The sequence below is a fragment of the Undibacterium sp. Di27W genome, from assembly GCF_049340345.1.
GTDB lineage: Bacteria > Pseudomonadota > Gammaproteobacteria > Burkholderiales > Burkholderiaceae_D > Undibacterium.
The window spans coordinates 488,764-505,015 of the sequence record NZ_JBMPOS010000002.1; the positions used below are offsets into that span (position 1 = coordinate 488,764).

General features: G+C 51.9%; 10 protein-coding genes. 1 reads left to right on the plus strand and 9 read right to left on the minus strand.

Going from position 1 to position 16,252, the window contains the following annotated elements:
- Window positions 1-62 precede the first annotated feature (62 nt).
- From ACO0LF_RS06910 to ACO0LF_RS06945, 8 genes are all read right to left on the minus strand, one after another.
- Window positions 63-1,217: an SPFH domain-containing protein gene (locus tag ACO0LF_RS06910; protein ID WP_423013220.1), complete on the minus strand. Its 1,155-nt coding sequence runs from the start codon at window positions 1,215-1,217 to the stop codon at window positions 63-65.
- Window positions 1,218-1,824: 607 nt separating this feature from the next.
- A complete protein-coding gene (locus ACO0LF_RS06915) occupies window positions 1,825-3,183 on the minus strand; it encodes a sugar MFS transporter (protein WP_423013222.1) in 1,359 nt (452 codons plus the stop codon).
- A gap of 157 nt (window positions 3,184-3,340) precedes the next feature.
- A complete protein-coding gene (locus tag ACO0LF_RS06920) occupies window positions 3,341-5,941 on the minus strand; it encodes a TonB-dependent receptor (RefSeq protein ID WP_423013223.1) in 2,601 nt (866 codons plus the stop codon).
- A gap of 420 nt (window positions 5,942-6,361) precedes the next feature.
- Window positions 6,362-7,564, minus strand: coding sequence for an ABC transporter substrate-binding protein (locus ACO0LF_RS06925; protein WP_423013480.1), 1,203 nt, complete (start codon window positions 7,562-7,564; stop codon window positions 6,362-6,364).
- Between the two features lie 440 nt (window positions 7,565-8,004).
- Window positions 8,005-9,402 (minus strand): ATP-binding protein, encoded by a 1,398-nt coding sequence (locus ACO0LF_RS06930; protein WP_423013482.1) that lies wholly within the window; start codon window positions 9,400-9,402, stop codon window positions 8,005-8,007.
- Between the two features lie 61 nt (window positions 9,403-9,463).
- On the minus strand, window positions 9,464-10,180 hold the full coding sequence (locus tag ACO0LF_RS06935) for a response regulator (protein ID WP_423013225.1): 717 nt from the start codon (window positions 10,178-10,180) through the stop codon (window positions 9,464-9,466).
- An 18-nt stretch (window positions 10,181-10,198) separates the two neighbouring features.
- Window positions 10,199-11,524, minus strand: coding sequence for an ABC transporter substrate-binding protein (locus ACO0LF_RS06940; protein WP_423013227.1), 1,326 nt, complete (start codon window positions 11,522-11,524; stop codon window positions 10,199-10,201).
- A 720-nt stretch (window positions 11,525-12,244) separates the two neighbouring features.
- Window positions 12,245-13,741 carry a glycine betaine ABC transporter substrate-binding protein gene (locus tag ACO0LF_RS06945; RefSeq protein WP_423013229.1) on the minus strand — a complete coding sequence of 499 codons (1,497 nt, stop codon included), beginning with the start codon at window positions 13,739-13,741 and terminating at the stop codon, window positions 12,245-12,247.
- A gap of 415 nt (window positions 13,742-14,156) precedes the next feature.
- Here ACO0LF_RS06945 and ACO0LF_RS06950 point away from each other — a divergent pair, with 415 nt between their 5' ends.
- A complete protein-coding gene (locus tag ACO0LF_RS06950) occupies window positions 14,157-14,963 on the plus strand; it encodes a dienelactone hydrolase family protein (protein WP_423013484.1) in 807 nt (268 codons plus the stop codon).
- A 51-nt stretch (window positions 14,964-15,014) separates the two neighbouring features.
- Here the strand turns inward: ACO0LF_RS06950 and ACO0LF_RS06955 are convergent, their stop codons facing one another.
- Window positions 15,015-16,178 carry a glycerophosphodiester phosphodiesterase gene (locus tag ACO0LF_RS06955; RefSeq protein WP_423013231.1) on the minus strand — a complete coding sequence of 388 codons (1,164 nt, stop codon included), beginning with the start codon at window positions 16,176-16,178 and terminating at the stop codon, window positions 15,015-15,017.
- Window positions 16,179-16,252 lie beyond the last annotated feature (74 nt).

A 16,252-nucleotide genomic window follows, 5' to 3' on the forward strand; every position in this document is an offset into this window, starting at 1 on the left:
ATTCCAAAACAAAATAGAAAGCGCCGCAACCATCAGTTGCGACGCTGTATCAGAGCAGGAGTTTATTGCGGTGGCAGCGGTGGTGGCATCGCCGCAAACAAGCCAGACAAGTCAGCCTGTTCACTCGCTTTGCCCCAGGCCGCCATGCCCTGACGCCATACCAGGCTGTCACGCGTCAAACTGCCATTGCCCACATGCGATTGCAACACACCCAGATCAAACGGCCCGGTCTGTGCACCATTTTGCGCGACAAAATAAGCTACTGCTGTCGGCAAAGGTGGCGGCATACCACCGCCTGCCGCTGGTGCAGATGCAGGAGCGGCAGCAGGCGCTGCCGCAGGTTGCGGATTATTACCAAACATTGTGCCCATGCTCTGGCTTAACATACCACCCACGCCCACGCCCATCATGGCACCCGCCATGCCCGGGTTTTGCGCTGCATCACGCAAAGCCTGCGCACCCTGGTATTGGGCGAACTGGTTCATATTGCCGATCACGCGCATCGCACCCTGCTGATCGATGGCTTTCTCGACTTCTTCCGGCAAACCTATGTCCTGCACCTGCACTTCGCACAGTTCCAAACCATATTGGGCAAAATCGCCAGCAATTTTCTCTTGTATGCGCTTGCCCACTTCAGTGACCTTGGCTTCCAGGTCTATCACTGGCACGCCAATCTCGGGCATTACTTCCTTGATGCGCATGCCTATCTTGCCACGCAGGTTTTCTTCTATATCTGCGGTTGTAAAATCAGCCTTGGTGCCTACCAGTTCAGACAACATGGCCTTGGCATCGGTAATACGTATGCCATAAATACCAAAGGCAGTCACACGTACCACGCCAAATTCAGGATCGCGCATGGTGGCAGGCCCGGCCGTGCCCCACTTCATATTGGTAAAGCGGGTGGTCTTGAAGAAATATACTTCCGCCTTGAAAGGGCTGTTAAAGCCATACTTCCAGCCCTTGAGGGTACTCAGCAAAGGCATGTTCTCGGTCGACAGCTCATACATGCCAGGCGTGAACACATCCGCCACCTGGCCCTTGCCCATCTGGCCTTCATTGACCATGATGGCAATCTGCCCTTCGCGCACCGTCAGCTTGGCACCCATCTTGATTTCATTCTGATAGCGCTCAAAGCGATGCACCATCACATCGGGACTGTCATCCAGCCATTCGACGATATCGATAAATTCATTGCTGAGCTTATTCCACAGACCCATAGTGTTCTCCAAAAAACAAAATTCTTGCAGGATGCTGGCAGGCAATTCTATTGATAGCGGCCAACAGCTATTCGGCGAATAGGCTTAAGTGACTGAATTTCACCAGCACATTCGGCGTAGGCGAAGTATTGCTGAATTGGTACATTATCACAAGGGTAGAGGAAGGGAAATTGTGTTGTAAGCGTTTGTAAATGCCCATACAAAGAGCTTATTAAAACAATTGGCAAAAAAATTTGATTTTTGATGGCAAAGAATTTGGTAGATTTCTTCGAGTTTCAGAAGTGTTCCTGGATTTAAAGCGAGGATATACTGTTTTTCCTACACGTTGTGCCAATCTTTCTAAGAAGATACTCTACAGCAAGCGCCATAGATATCTGCTCGACGAGCTCTACGCAAATCTCATTAGATATGAGAAAAGAGAAATCCATTGGTTTTATATAGATTACGATTAAATAAGCTAGCTTTCCAATATAAATATAGTGCTTACGGTGTTGACGCAGGCTTATTTTTTGAGCAAATTATTCTGTGGATTGTTGCTTCTTATTTAAGCCTTATCCTCGCCATGGCAAGGATAGGGCTAGTGATTTAAGGGCAATCAGGTATTAACTCACCCCGCCTGATCCACCCTCTCCAATCGCCCTGCACCGGCTCCCCAACTCCTCAATGTATGCCCCTTCACCGCATACATGAAGATCAACAGGTAGCAGGGTAGCATGACCCAGTAGGCGGTTTGGGAATTGCCTGCGTCTGAGAATTTGCCGTAGAGCATGGGCAGCAGTGCGCCACCGGCGATGCCCATGATGAGCAGGGCAGATCCGGCGGCGGTGTATTTGCCCAGGCCTTGCAGGGCCAGCGGCCAGATGGCTGGCCAGACCAGGGCGTTGGCCAGGCCCAGCATGGCGAGGAAGAAAACGGTGTTGGGCACGACGGGTATGCCTGCCCAGCCTATGATTGCCTGGGCAATGCCGGTGTCGGTGGCTGAGCTGGTAGCGACGCCAATGGTGAACAGCAGGCCGCTGACGGCAGAGAATAGCAGGGCGGCTTTTTGTGTCATGAGCCTGGGGATGGTGGTGGCACCCAGCAGGTAACCCAGCACCATGAAGCCCATGGTGTAGGAAGTCAGCACGGCATAGTTGCTGACGCCCAGGTTACGGCCATACAGGCCTATGGTGTCACCGGCAATGACTTCAACGCCGACATAGGCGAACAGTGAGAGTGCGCCCAGTACCAGTTGTGGGTATTGCAGCACACCCCATTTCGTGACTTCTGGCTGGTTCTTTTCTTCTTCTGCCTGCAATTCTGGCAGGGAAGAAAAATGCACGATGCCCATGACTAAAAGCAAGCCACCCGCCATGATGGCATAGGGGTAGACCAGGCGTGCTGACAGTTCGCTACGCAAGGCAAGGCGGCCAGCATGGTCGAGTGCTGCCAGGGCAGTATCAGAATATTGCTCTATACCAGACAAGATCAGTGCAGAAAACACCAGCGGCACGACGATGCCTGCGCCCTTGTTGAACAAGCCCATGATGCTGATACGCATGGCAGCGCTCTCGCGTGATCCTATGCAAACGATGTAGGGGTTGATGGCCGTCTGCATCAGTGTCATGCCGGTGGCCAGGGTGAACAGGGCCAGCAAGAACAGGCCGTAATAACTGGATTTGGCTGCCGGGATAAACAGCAGGGCACCAATTGCCATGATGCCCAGGCCCAGCGTCATGCCATTCTTGTAGCCGGTACGGCTGAGTATGGCGGCAGATGGCAGGGCCATGACGGTGTAGGCGATATAAAACGCAAACGTCACCCACAGCGCCTGGAAGTTATTCAGGTCGCAGACTATTTTCAAAAAGGGGATCAGCGAGCCATTGAGCCAGGTGGCAAAGCCGAGGATAAAAAACAAGAGGCTGATAAAGAACATGGCGACGACCACGTCCTTTGTTGACCCCCTTGCCTGATCATTGTTATTCATGAGGTATTCCAAACATATGTAAAGTGGTCATTTGATGCTGAGCTGATGGACTATCTCAGTCCTGGCTGCTACTTATTGCAAAAAAGCCTCCCCCACAGTGTCATCAGGGGAGGCTTTTGCTACCGGCCTGGATTACTCCCGGCCATCATCGTGCAGATCAGAACTTGGCTCTGACACCTAGGCTGTAACGTGCGCCGTTTTCATACACGCCGACTGGCAAGCCATCGGTGGTATTCGTGCGTATCACAGAATTGGTCAGATTGACTGCAGTGGCGAACAGGCTGATCTTGGGTGTGATATCCCAGTTGGCCGTGGCATCCCATTGGCCATAGGCGCTGGTGACATCCTGGCCACCTTCATCCAGGCCGCCGTAGGATTTGGAACGGTAGTTATACGAGACGCGGAAGCTGATACCGTTCTTTTCATAGTAACCACTGGCATTCAACTGATTGCGCGAATTGCCGATGACATTCAGTTTCTGCCCGCCTGCAATAGCACCTGCCTTGGCATCAGTGAATGTGTAGTTGACGATGGCGCCAAAACCATTGCCAAAAGCTTGCTGCCATTGCAGTTCCAGGCCATTGATGACGGCACCATTGTCGGCATTATAAGGACGTGTTACCGGGCGGGTTACGCCACCGACATTTTCTTGCGAAGTCGAGGTATAGATAAAGGTATCGAGTCGTTTGGTGAACAAGGTCGCAGACAACATCGATGCATCGGCGAAATACCATTCTGCACCTATCTCGGCCTGGTCGGCATGGTAAGGTTTCAGCAAAGGGTTACCGGCAGTGGCTGCATTGGTGGTACCGCTGACTTCAGTACTGGCGCTGAGATCACTATAGGTATTGCGGGCCATCACACGGGCTATGGCACCACGGATGATCAAGTCTTTGCGCCAATCGTAAACCACGTTCAGGCTAGGCAAGACGTCATTGTAGGTGCGTGTGGTGCTGACCAGGTTGAAGACACCGTTAGGGTTTTGATAGGCTTCAGAACTTTGCTCAGTCTTGACCAGGCGCACACCAAAGTCACCACGCCATTTGTCGACCGCATAATCGGCCTTGACATAAGCGGCAGTGATTTTTTCCTGTATCTTGTAATACTCACCCTTGGCCTCGTTATAAACCATGCCCTTGTCATACATGGCAAAACCTTTGCTCGTAGCCAGTGCATCATTGACCCAGGCATATTGCGTCAAAGAGCCTGCATTGGCTGCCGCCTGGCTCAACAGTGGTGAGGGGCCAGTCGACAAATCAGCCAGGCTGAAAGATTGCCAGCCCGGGCTGTCTGGGCCTACCGTGCCTATGGTGCGATGGTTTTGCACAGTGTTGTCACGGTATTTCAAACCGAATTTGATATCCTTGATGAAAGAGCCAGTCAGATCCAGCGTCATGTCACCCTGTACATAATTTTCCTTGCTTTCCATCTTGCGTACCCAGTCACGTGCATTTTGCAGCGTGAGCTTGGTCGGATCCAGCGGGCTCATGTCTAGATAAGACACTTGATACGTATCCGGTGCGATATTGATGGTGGCGCGGGTATTGCCAGTGAACCAGAAATTGCGGTCATGTGTGCTACCGCCTTGTGCAGCAGTAGAGCCTAACTGTCCATGCAGTTTCCAGCCATCGCCTTCATAGTTGCCTTCCAGGTCCAGCACCTTGGATTTGATATAGGCTTCGCGATAGATAGGTTCAAACGAGACGCCGGTCGTTGGGCCTACGGTGCCGCCGACCACGGCCTTGGTGCCGTCAGAGGTCGTGATGAAGCGAGGATCGGTGATGCGTATGACTTTTTGCTTGTCCGCCAGACCACCTATTTGCCACAGGTAGTTTTGGTTATTATTATCCATGTTCATGTCTGAATTGATGTAATTCAGAGAGACATCGCTATCACGGTTGGGCTTGATTTGCAGAGTGACATTGCCAGTCGTGCGTTCACGGTCCTGACGGAAAATCGCTGAACCACCGCCCCATGATGCATAAGCGTTCGGTGTGGCTACATTATTTTGATCGACGATGGTGTACTTAGTGGCATCAGTAAAATTTTCCAGGCCATCACGGCGCATGGTGCGTTTTTGCTTGCTCAGAGAAAGCAAGATACCCATAGTACCTTCATCATTCTTCCAGTTCACCAGGCCAGAGACTTGTGGATCTGTCTTCTTGGGCAAATCTGAATACGTGGCTTCCAGCGAGAATTGTCCAGTCAGTGGTGCCTTGAATTGCAGGGGTTTGCGGGTTTTGACATTGACCAGGCCACCTATGCTGCCTTCATCCAGATCAGCCGATGGGCTCTTGTAGACATCGAGGCTGCCGACCAGTTCAGAAGGCAGGATGTCATAGTTAAAGCCACGACTTTGGGAATCGTTTTTCCACCAGTAGGCAGAGGCTACCGATTGGCCATTCAACTGTGTCATGTTGAGGCTCTTGTCGGTACCGCGTACGAAGATGTCGCGGCCTTCACCCCAGGTGCGGTCTACCGAAATACCGGGTACGCGTTGCAGGGAATCAGCAACGTTCTTATCCGGGAATTTACCCAGGTCTTCTGAATTGACGGTATCAACGATATTTTGTGAATCGCGTTTGCCAGCCAGGTTTTTTTTCAGGGTATCGCGTATGCCGCGTACTTCAACTACTTGTGAACCTGGTTTGTCTGGTGTTGCTTCATCTGCCGCATAGACCATGTCAAATGCGGTGGTGCCTAGTACCAGTGCTATTAATTGCGGTAATACTTTTTTCTTGAATACGGGTGTGCTCATCTAAGTCTCCTTCAGTTATTTTATTCATTAGTATTAAGATCACATCTATTTTTTAACGCAACAATTTTGACCTCTCTATGGACCACTGCAAGCGAGGTAAAAAATAATTCTCATTAAACTCTTTTTGCTTTTCTTCATTCCAGCATCTCCCTTTGAAAACCTGATTCTTCATTTTTGCAGTTCAAAGGAAGCTGATATCCGGTCTATGCAGCCTACCGAGCACATCCATTTCACATGTGGAAAACGAAAAAAAATGCCGACGCCGCGCTAAGCGTCGGCAAAATAATCACACTTCTTGGGGGAGGTATGATCTTGGAACCTGCTTACGATCTAAAGCGTGTGTGTGTGATCGAGGGCTTACGTGCTGCGTTGTTGTTACCCTGACCTCACTGACGCTCGCTACAGATCGTAAACAGGTTCTTAGCGCTTGAACCTGTACACACTTGCAAAACTATTCTGTACCCGTGCTGCTGCTTCCTTGCCTGTGACCGTGCCATTCAATAGATCGGCATTCACATTCCATAATTCCTGTTCCATGCTGGGCTGGCCACGATTCAATATCTGTGCATTGACGCGTATGCTGGATTCACATGCAGTGCGCCATTCCATCATTTGCTTGCCTATCGGGTCGCGCACAGCGATCAAATGATTCGATAGCGAAAAAAATCCGGTCACGCGATTGGTATATAAGTCGGCAAATTCTTGTGAGCCCAGCCATTCAATAAACTTGTAGGCATCTTCCTTGTTACGGGATTTTTTATTGATGCCTATGCCTATATCCATATGATCGAGGATGTAGCACTTGTCGCCAACTGCGCGTACCGGTGGTGCAAACACGCCAAAATCCAGACCCTGCGCTTGATTGAAATAAGAGATATCCCAGGAGCCAACAGGGTAGACCGCCGCCTTGCCAGTAGCGAATTGATGCTGGCTATCGCTATAGGTTTGCGTGCTGGCGGTGCTGGGCAGATACGAACCCAGTTTGGCGGCATAATCAAAGGCTGCCACATACTGCGCATCGGTGAATTTTGCCTTGCCTGCGATGAGCGCTTTGCGACCGGTTTCGCCATGCCAGTAATTTGGCCCTATGCTGGTGAACAGGGTTTGCGTGGCTTCCCATTTTTCTGCTGTGCCCAGAGCGAGTGGGACGTAGCTGCCATTTTTTTTCACGGTATCCAGCACCGTCAAAAATTCAGCCTGGGTTTTGGGTGCCTGTAGATTGAGCTTTTTGAAGATTTTTTTGTTGTACAAGAAACCGTGTATGACAGATGCCACCGGCATGCAAAAAGTCGCTTTTGCATCGTCGGTTTGCCAGGCCAGCAAAGCGGTTGCCTCAAAATGCTCCATGCCTGGCTTGCCATCGAGCTTTTCCAGACAACCTTTGTTGTACAAAGACTGTGATACATCAAATGGGCGGCAGGCTACCAGGTCGCCGGCAGTGCCATTGGCAAAATGTGCTTGCAAGCTGCTGTCGTATTCTGTTGGCGTGGTCGGCGCGAAGCGTATGTCTATGCCAGGATGGCGTTTGGCAAATGCAGGTATCAAAACAGTTTCCCACAAGGCCTTGTCATCGACGCGCCAGCTCTCCAGGACGAGTGTGCCTGCCTGGGCAGTGCTCATCATGGCGGTGGCGCATAACAAAGCGATGTGGGGAATACGGTTCAAGGCAAATCCTGTTAAGAATATTTTCAGGCTCAACAAATCGATATAAATGAACTACTTGAAACTGATACTAGCAACGTGACGAATGTAATGCCACTTGCCTATCTGTTTAGCGCATCTTTTCATAAGTGCTTGATTTATTAGCACTTTGTGTAAACTGGTCAGGTGTGCGGCTTACAAATCCTTACCCGGTTTTGATGCTGACATTGCCGCTTGCTGGAGGGTTGGTGATTTGTATATGTTTGAATTCCTCAGCTGGCAAAACTTAATTTAAGAATTCCTTACAAAACTTTACAAAAGTCCAGATTCAGGTGTTGTGATTCGCGCAGGAGGAGGCCAGCTTGTTCGGCAATAACAAGCTGAGGCAAGAAAAGATAGGGAGAGCGTGAGGCAATGCCGGTTCAGGCATTGCCTTCGTTAGGCAGGGTAATGATGGCCTTCAAGCCACCTTCGGGATGGTTTTCCAGCACCAGCGTGCCGCCATGGGCTTCAATGACACTGCGGGCTATGCCCAGCCCCAGGCCCATGCCGCTTTCATTCTGGCTGCGGCCATGTACCAGACGTACATAGGGATCGAACAGATTCGGCAAGGCATCTTCCGGTACGCCGGGGCCGTGGTCGCGTACTTCTATAATGACGGCATCGGTCGCAGCGCGTACGCTGATTTCTGCACGCTCGCCATAGTAGAGGGCATTGTCGAGCAGATTACCTATCGCCCGTTTCAATGCCAGTGGCTTGCCATGGACGCTCACGCCTGAGTCGGCAAACTCCACATTATGCTTGGCCAGATGGGCGCTGCGTACCAGTCTGCGTATCAGCGGGTCCAGCCTCACTTCGGTGGGGTTTTCATGGATGTCGCTATCTTTTACGCATTGCAATGCACCCTTGACCATCATGTCGAGGTCATCGAGGTCTTCTTCAAACTCACCACGCAGGGCATCATCGTCGAGTAATTCTGAACGCAGCTTGAGGCGGGTGATGGGCGTGCGCAAATCGTGTGAGATGGAGATGAACAGGCGCTCACGGTCTTCGATATAGCTTTGTATGCGCTGGCGCATGGCGCTGAAGGCGCGGGCGGTGTTGATGAATTCCTGGCTGCCGGTCTCAGGTAAATCCGGTACCTGTTCACCCTTGCCAAAGGCAGCGGCGGCATCTGACAAGGCTGCCAGTGGTCGCGTGATCCAGCGTACCACCATGATGGATAGCAGCAATACCGCAGCCAGTGACAGGCCCTGCAAGACCAGGCGGTCAAAGGACAGGGGGTCGGTACCCTTCAAAAAATAAGGGTTGGGCATGAGGGCAGCCAGGTATAACCAGTTACCCGGTTCCAGCTCGGTCTGTATCACCAGCACCGGTGCGGGTTCAGGCTTGATCAGCAGGATATGCTGCACCCAGCTCTCAGGCAAATCGGTGATGCGGGTACCATCGACAGAGGTCGTCAATTGATCTGGCCAGGCAAAGGCCAGCTTGAATTCAGGGTATTGTGGCAAGTCTGTTTTGAGGGTATTGCCGACCTTGCCCAGCACCGTATGCGCCAGCGCCTGTGACTCTATTTCTGTGATGGGGACATAGGCATTGTTCGCCTGCACAAAAAAACGCGTGCCACCCATCTCGCGAAATTGCTGTATCAACACGGTGCGGTAATTCGGCGGCAGGCTGCGGAAGAAACGTATCGCGCTCGATGCACTATGCGCCAGGTATTGCGCAGCCGTAGTCGCTTCTACCTCGGCCTTGGCGCGTTGTTGCGTAGTCCAGATCGCACTGCCCACCAGTTGCGTCAGCAACACGCCGCAGACCATGACCAGCGACAGGCGGCCCAGCAAGGATTGCGGCAGCCAGCGTCTGAGTATCGCAGCAGATTCAGGCACTGGCCACGCTCACGTCGGCAGAGAATACATAGCCAGCACCGCGCACGGTCTTGATCAGGGTAGGTTGTTTGCTGTCATCTTTGAGCAGCAGGCGCAGGCGGCTAATTTGTACATCAAGTGAACGGTCCAGCGGGCCCGCATCACGGCCACGGGTTTCTTCTGACAGCACATTGCGGTCAAGCACGTCACCTGGGTGTTCGACAAAATATTTCAGCAATTGATAGTCCAGCCCTGTCAGTGCCACCAGCTCACCGGTATTATCGGTGACCTTGCGCTCTACCAGATCCAGCGTGAAACCTAGAAAACGATAGTAGCGCGGTGCTGCTGCCACATCGGCCGATGCAGTGCGTCGCAAGATCGCCTTGATGCGCGCCAGTAGTTCACGTGGATTATAAGGCTTGGCGATATAGTCATCAGCCCCCAGCTCCAGACCGACGATGCGGTCAGTGTCGTCGGAGCTGGCAGTCAGCATGATGATGGGGATATTCGATTTTTGCCGCACCACCTTGCACAGGGCAAAGCCATCGGTGTCAGGCAACATGACATCAAGTATCACCAGTGACAACTGGTTCATCTGGCTATTGAATTCGGCCACGAAGCTCTCGCCATTGTGCGAAAGGATGACTTCATACTGATTCTTTTCCAGATAGGTTTTCAGTAACACCCGGGTTTTCTGGTCATCGTCGACTATCAGTATTTTGCGTGTCATCTTTGTCTGCCTCACATTTTATGGAGTTTGTTTTTTATTATTGCCAAATGTCTTGTACATTGCCACCAGCCTGGCCTGGGTATCTGCAGGTGTTACAGCGGCATCGATAAAGTATCTGTGTATCACGGCGATGATGGCGTCTTTACTGGTTTCATCGGTCGCCATGCGGTGCACCAGGCTGGGGGCTTGTATAGCAGCCCCCTGGGCAAAGGCTGTCCATGAGGCGCGGGCACAACTATCCATGCGTGCCGGGTCGGCATCACGTCTCACCGATACCGAACCTTTGACAGCATTGTAGTCAGCCTGCACCGCTGGCGTGGCAACCAGGCGCGCCAGTTTTTCTTGCGCGGCGATGCGTGAATAATCATTGGTGAACATGGAAAAGGTATCGACGCTATACAAATGGTATTTACCCGTACCCGGCATGGCCGTGCAAGAGAAAGCCTCGTCGGTGGCAAAACCGCCATCATTCAGTTCGCCCTTGACCCAGTCGCCGGTGATCATCATGGCTGCTTCGTTTTTTGAAAACTGTTTCACCACTTCTGTCCAGGGACGTTCATCGACAGGATTATTCATCCAGCTTTTCATCTGGCGCAAGCGTTCCAGCGCATGGCTGAAGCGTTTGTCCATGACAGCCTGGGCGTTTTGTTTGACGAATAATTCGCGGTGGTATTCTGGCCCGCCCTCGGCCAATATCAGGTTTTCAAACAGAGTGGCAATTTGCCAGGGTTCACTGCTTTGTGCCAGTGGTATCACACCTGCGGCTTTCAGTTTCGTCGCCACAGCGACCAGCTCATCCCAGTTCTCTGGTGCTGACAGCTTGAGTGTGCTGAATATTTTCTTGTTATAAAACAGGGTGTTAATGCGGTGTATACCTAGCGGTGCAGCCACCACATGTTTGCGATGCTGTATCAGGTTTTGTATGGTCGGAAAGAAACTGGTATTCCACTTATTGGCCGCAGCCACCTTGTCCAGCTCCAGCAGAAAGCCCAGGTCTGCCCATTCGCGTATCGAGACACCGATGATTTGCGTGACCTCGGGCGCATCATTGGCCAGCACGCGGCTCTTCAATACTTTGCCCGCACCTATGCCTGCACCACCGGGTATGCCTGCATCGCGCCAGGTGATACCTTCATCCGCCATGCGTGCCGCCAGCAGGCTGGCTGCCTTGCGTTCGCTGGCCGAGGTCCACCAGTGCAAGACTTGCAGTGTGCTGTCAGATTGCGGCGAGGCTGCTTGGATTTTCCCTGCGCAAAATGCCATGCACAAAACCCCAAGCGCCGCCGCCCTGGCAAAGCGCCAGGCAGGTGATGATGCAGCGAGATGATGGGTGGGTGAAATCAAAGGAATTTTTCCGGGCAGGTTATTGCAACAGGGAAATCACGCTTTTTTGGATTGATAGCAAATATCAGGCCGGATGCATATTACCAAAGGGGGCAGCTTTCTGGTAGGCATTGTTCTTTTGTGTTCAAGTAGAAATTGTAGGTTGGGCTACGCTTTATCAGCCCAACACTGGGCATAAACAAACGTATACGTCATTTAAACGCCGAGTGTTGGGCTGGTAAACCGTAGCCCAACCTACGGACTGTCTTCGTCGCCGCGGTGTAGTCGGGGTTTCAGACAATACATTGTCTGCCGACGGAACGAACCTCCCTTGCCAGGGAGGTTTCCTTGGCGATAGGTATAGTTGGGGTTTCGGACAACATGTTGTCCGCCAACGTAACGAACCTCTCTTGCAAGAGAGGTTTCCTAAGGCGATAGCCTTGCTGGGACAATTTTGCGTAAGCCCTTGCTTTGTGTACGCAGTGCCTTACAGAGTTGTTGTTTTCAAGAGATAAAACGATGAAAAGCGTAGGTTGGGCCGGGCCTCGCTAGGCTACGTCTCATCAGCCCAACACTGGGCATAAACAAACGTATACGTCATTTAAGCGCCGAGTGTTGGGCTGGTGAACCGTAGCCCAACCTACAATTAAATGACGGATACGTTGTTGTAATGTCGAGTGTTGTGCTGATGAAGCGTAGCCTGGCGAGTCCCGACCCAATCTACGGTGCGCCTCATTTTGATCAATCCCTTCTTCTCACGGCCACCTTCTCCAGCAAATCAAACCCCCACTGCGTCAACAAAGCCAAAGCTGCGGCAGGCAAGGCGCCTGCCAGCAGCATCTGGTTGTCATTCAGGGCCAGGCCTATGGTGATGCGTTCACCGTAACCACCGGCACCGATGAAGGCGGCTATGGTGGCAGTGCCTACACTCATGACGGCCGCTGTTTTCATGCCCGCCAGTGTCATGGGCAAGGCCAGCGGCAAATCTATATTGAGCAAACGGTCTCGCGATGACAAACCCAAAGCCTGTGCTGCCAGGCGTAATCCGGCAGGTACTTGCACCAGACCTACGCAGGTATTACGAACGATGGGCAGCAAGGCATACAGCGACAGGGTGATCAGGGCGGGGACAAAACCTATCCTGCCCAGCAGAGGGATCAACATCGCCAGCAAGGCCAGTGAAGGTATGGTTTGCAAAATGCCGACTGTCGCCATGACGACTTCACGCAAGCGCGGGGCAAAGGCGGCGATGATGCCCAGTGGTATGCCAACCAGGCAGGCTAGCGCAACTGACAGCAATACCAGTGTCAGATGTTGCCAGGTCAGCTTCAAAAAATCTGCGCCAAATAATTTGGACATGAAGCCGACGCGTTCAACACTTACTGGAGATTTTGCGACAAACTGCTGTGCAGCCTGGGCAAAGCTCAAGCCATCAATTTCCACGGCAGCATTCATGGCTATCATTTGCGCATTGTCTATCCTGCCTTCCAGTTTCTGTATGGCTGCCCAGGCCTGCGGGAAGCGGGCAGGCACATCCAGTCGATATAGCAGGACAGCATCATAACGCGGAAAATAATTGCTATCATCCACCAGCACGCGCAAGCCCAGTTGTTTGATCTTGGCATCGGTGGAATAAATATCGATGACATCTACCTGCTTTGCAGTCAGGGCTTCATAAGCGATGCCATGATCCAGTCCGCTGGCTGGTTGTGGCAAGTGATAGCGTTTGACCAGGCCTGGCCAGCCATCGGCACGGCCTAGAAATTCATGCGAGAGCCCAAAGCGTAATGCAGGTTTTTTCGCCAGATCAGTCAGTGATTCGATATCCCCGGCATCAGGCCGCATCGCCAGTGCATAGGTATTATTAAAACCCAGAGGCACAGCAATTCCCAGGCCTTGTTTAGCCAGTTCAGCCTGCATCTCCTGCATGCTGATGGCGTTCTCATGTTTCAGTATCTCGGTATTGATGGTACCCATGTATTCTGGGTAAACGTCAATGCTGCCATTCTTGAGTGCATTGAAGACGATAGCGGTATTGCCCAGACCTTGCTGGTGTAATGCAGGGCTATGGGTGGCGGCAGTCTGCGTAAGAATCTCGCCCAGCACATAGGATTCAGTAAAACGCTTGGAACCCACTTTGAGCGTATCAGCGGCTTGTGCCGGTACTGCAACACTGCCTAGCAATAACAGTGTTAGCGCTAAAGAAAAAAGGTATTGCAGCCTGCACCAGATCAGCATGGGTTTGCGCTCCGCTAAATTGTGATCGAAACTGCGATGGATTATTTACCTTGTATTCTACATGGCGTTTGGAATTGTCCAATTCCACCCTGATTCTGGCTGAACCGCTGCTATTCCTGCATCTGACGCTGGCCTACACTTCTAGCTTGGGATTATTAATCAGAAAACCTCTCAACACAGAGGCACAGAGACACAGAGAAAGACAGGAGAAAAGCCTTTTACGGGAGGTCATTTTTCTTTGTCATTGCAATTAGTGTGCAATGACAAGAATTTCTCTGTGCTTGTCCTCTGTGTCTCTGTGCCTCTGTGGTGAGAGGTTTTGATATTCAGTGGTTTGAAATCAGGAGTGCTTATGTCGAGAGTGGAATTTACGCAAATACCGATACAGGAAATCACATTTAGTCCTAAACAGGACATGCATGCCGATGACTCACTCAGTGACTTCAGTGCACGCGAGATCACACTCAATGAAGTCAGCAAGCGTGTCTATGTCAGTGGTACAGGTCCAGCCGTCATCGTCATGACTGAGATGCCGGGCATCAGTCCGCATGTGGCACGTTTTGCGCGCTGGGTGCGCGATGCAGGTTTTACTGTGTATATGCCTTCCTTGTTTGGGCGCGATGGCGTGGTGGTATCTGCAGAAGAAGGTGCGGCGGTATTCCAGAAAGCCTGTGTCAGTGCAGAATTTCGCGCCTTTGCTGGCAAAGGGAGCAGTCCTGTCACGCTATGGCTGAGGGCACTGGCAAGGCTGGCGCATGAAGAATCTGGTGGCCCAGGCGTGGGCGCAATAGGCATGTGCTTCACAGGTAATTTTGCCGTGTCGATGATGCTGGAACCAGCGGTGCTTGCACCGGTCGTATCGCAGCCATCCTTGCCTATGGATGATCCAGCAGGCACGGGCTTAGAAGCTGCTGACTTGCAGGCCGTGCGCCAGCGGCTGGAAGCAGAAGACCTGACTATCATGGCTTATCGTTTTGCTGGCGACGCATTTTGCCGCGCTCAACGCTTTGCCGCATTTTCAGAAGCTTTGGGTGATCGCTTCGTCGGCAAGGTATTGCCAGACAGCGCTTCCAATCAGGACACGGCGCCTTTCTTTAAACGCTATGTGACGACGCCGCATAGTGTGGTGACGGCGCATCTGATCGATGAGGCAGGCCAGCCTACTGTCGCCGCACGCGATGAAATCCTGGCTTTCTTTGCTCATCGCTTGAAACAGGCGTAAAAAAAATGCCTGGACCGGAATCCAGGCATTTGCATCGACGCGGTTTGCAGCTTACTTCTTGAATGCCGTCACAGCAGCGCGGCCAATAGCTGGATCATCGGTAAAGAAACCATCGATACCTGCTTTCAGATAAGCCGTGATTTCGGCGATGGAATCACCACGTTGCGTCAATGAAGCAGGATCACCCTGGCGCATGCTGGGCGGCAGGAAAGGATTTTCCGGGCGCAATGTCCAGGTATGGACTTTCAAACCGGCAGCGTGGGCATCAGTGACAAAGCTGGTTGTCGCGCCCAGTTCATTCTTCGCATCACGCGGGATGATGACTTCCTTGTACGGTGATACCGCATCTGCATATTGCGCGATTTCTTTCAGGCCAGCAGGTTTGACGAGATCAGCATAAGTGCGGCTGCTGCCAGCAGCGACAAAGTCGTACGGTGCATTGCGTGGTACGCCATTGACAGGCGGGTTGAGGGGATTGTCCACCAATTGCACCAGGCGCATCTCTGTCATGCCGCGCAATTCTTTCAGGTTCGCCACTTCAAAAGACTGGATAAAGACGGCGGCATTTTTTCCCTTGTAACCATTCGCTACCAATACATCGACCAGGCGCTTTTCCAGAGGCAGGCCTATGGATTTGAAATAGGTTGGATGCTTGGTTTCTGGATAGATACCAATGACACGGTTTTTGTCTTTGGCCTGTTGTTTGACCAGGTCGATGACTTCTTGCAGTGTCGGTATTTCAAACTGTCCATCAAAAGCTGCGTTGGCAGGACGGTTAGCCGGGATGCGTTCCTTGGCGCGTATGGTTTTCAATTCTGCCAGGGTAAAATCTTCTGTGAACCAGCCGGTGACCGGAATGCCATCTATGGTCTTGGTGGTTTTACGGCCAGCAAATTGCGGTAGCGTTGACACATTGGTCGTGCCAGAAATTTCATTTTCATGACGTGCCACCAGTATGCCATCCTTGGTGGCGACCAGGTCAGGCTCAACTATATCGGCACCGTCATCTATCGCTCTTTGATAAGAAGCCAGGGTATGTTCAGGGCGCCAGGCAGATGCACCCCTGTGGCCGGTTACTGTAGGCAAGGGTGGCCAGGACAAACCAGGATTTTGCAAATCAACAGGCTCAGTACTACTGCCACCGCAGGCACTCATACTGATTGTGGCAAAGGCTGCGCAGAGCAGGCGTGCAGTGTGTTTTGGTAAATGTTTCATCAAATTATTCCTCACTATATGTCCTTGCCATCATGATGGCGATGGCAGGAATGTAATGTTGAAGAATGACCAGA

Bases quoted from the DNA above. Each gene is read 5' to 3' on its own strand.
- ACO0LF_RS06910 (WP_423013220.1), bottom strand. From the start codon at position 1,217: ATGGGTCTGTGGAATAAGCTCAGCAATGAATTTATCGATATCGTCGAA.
- ACO0LF_RS06915 (WP_423013222.1), bottom strand. From the start codon at position 3,183: ATGAATAACAATGATCAGGCAAGGGGGTCAACAAAGGACGTGGTCGTC.
- ACO0LF_RS06920 (WP_423013223.1), bottom strand. From the start codon at position 5,941: ATGAGCACACCCGTATTCAAGAAAAAAGTATTACCGCAATTAATAGCA.
- ACO0LF_RS06925 (WP_423013480.1), bottom strand. From the start codon at position 7,564: ATGATGAGCACTGCCCAGGCAGGCACACTCGTCCTGGAGAGCTGGCGC.
- ACO0LF_RS06930 (WP_423013482.1), bottom strand. From the start codon at position 9,402: ATGGTCTGCGGCGTGTTGCTGACGCAACTGGTGGGCAGTGCGATCTGG.
- ACO0LF_RS06935 (WP_423013225.1), bottom strand. From the start codon at position 10,180: ATGACACGCAAAATACTGATAGTCGACGATGACCAGAAAACCCGGGTG.
- ACO0LF_RS06945 (WP_423013229.1), bottom strand. From the start codon at position 13,741: ATGCTGATCTGGTGCAGGCTGCAATACCTTTTTTCTTTAGCGCTAACA.
- ACO0LF_RS06950 (WP_423013484.1), top strand. From the start codon at position 14,157: ATGCATGCCGATGACTCACTCAGTGACTTCAGTGCACGCGAGATCACA.
- ACO0LF_RS06955 (WP_423013231.1), bottom strand. From the start codon at position 16,178: ATGAAACATTTACCAAAACACACTGCACGCCTGCTCTGCGCAGCCTTT.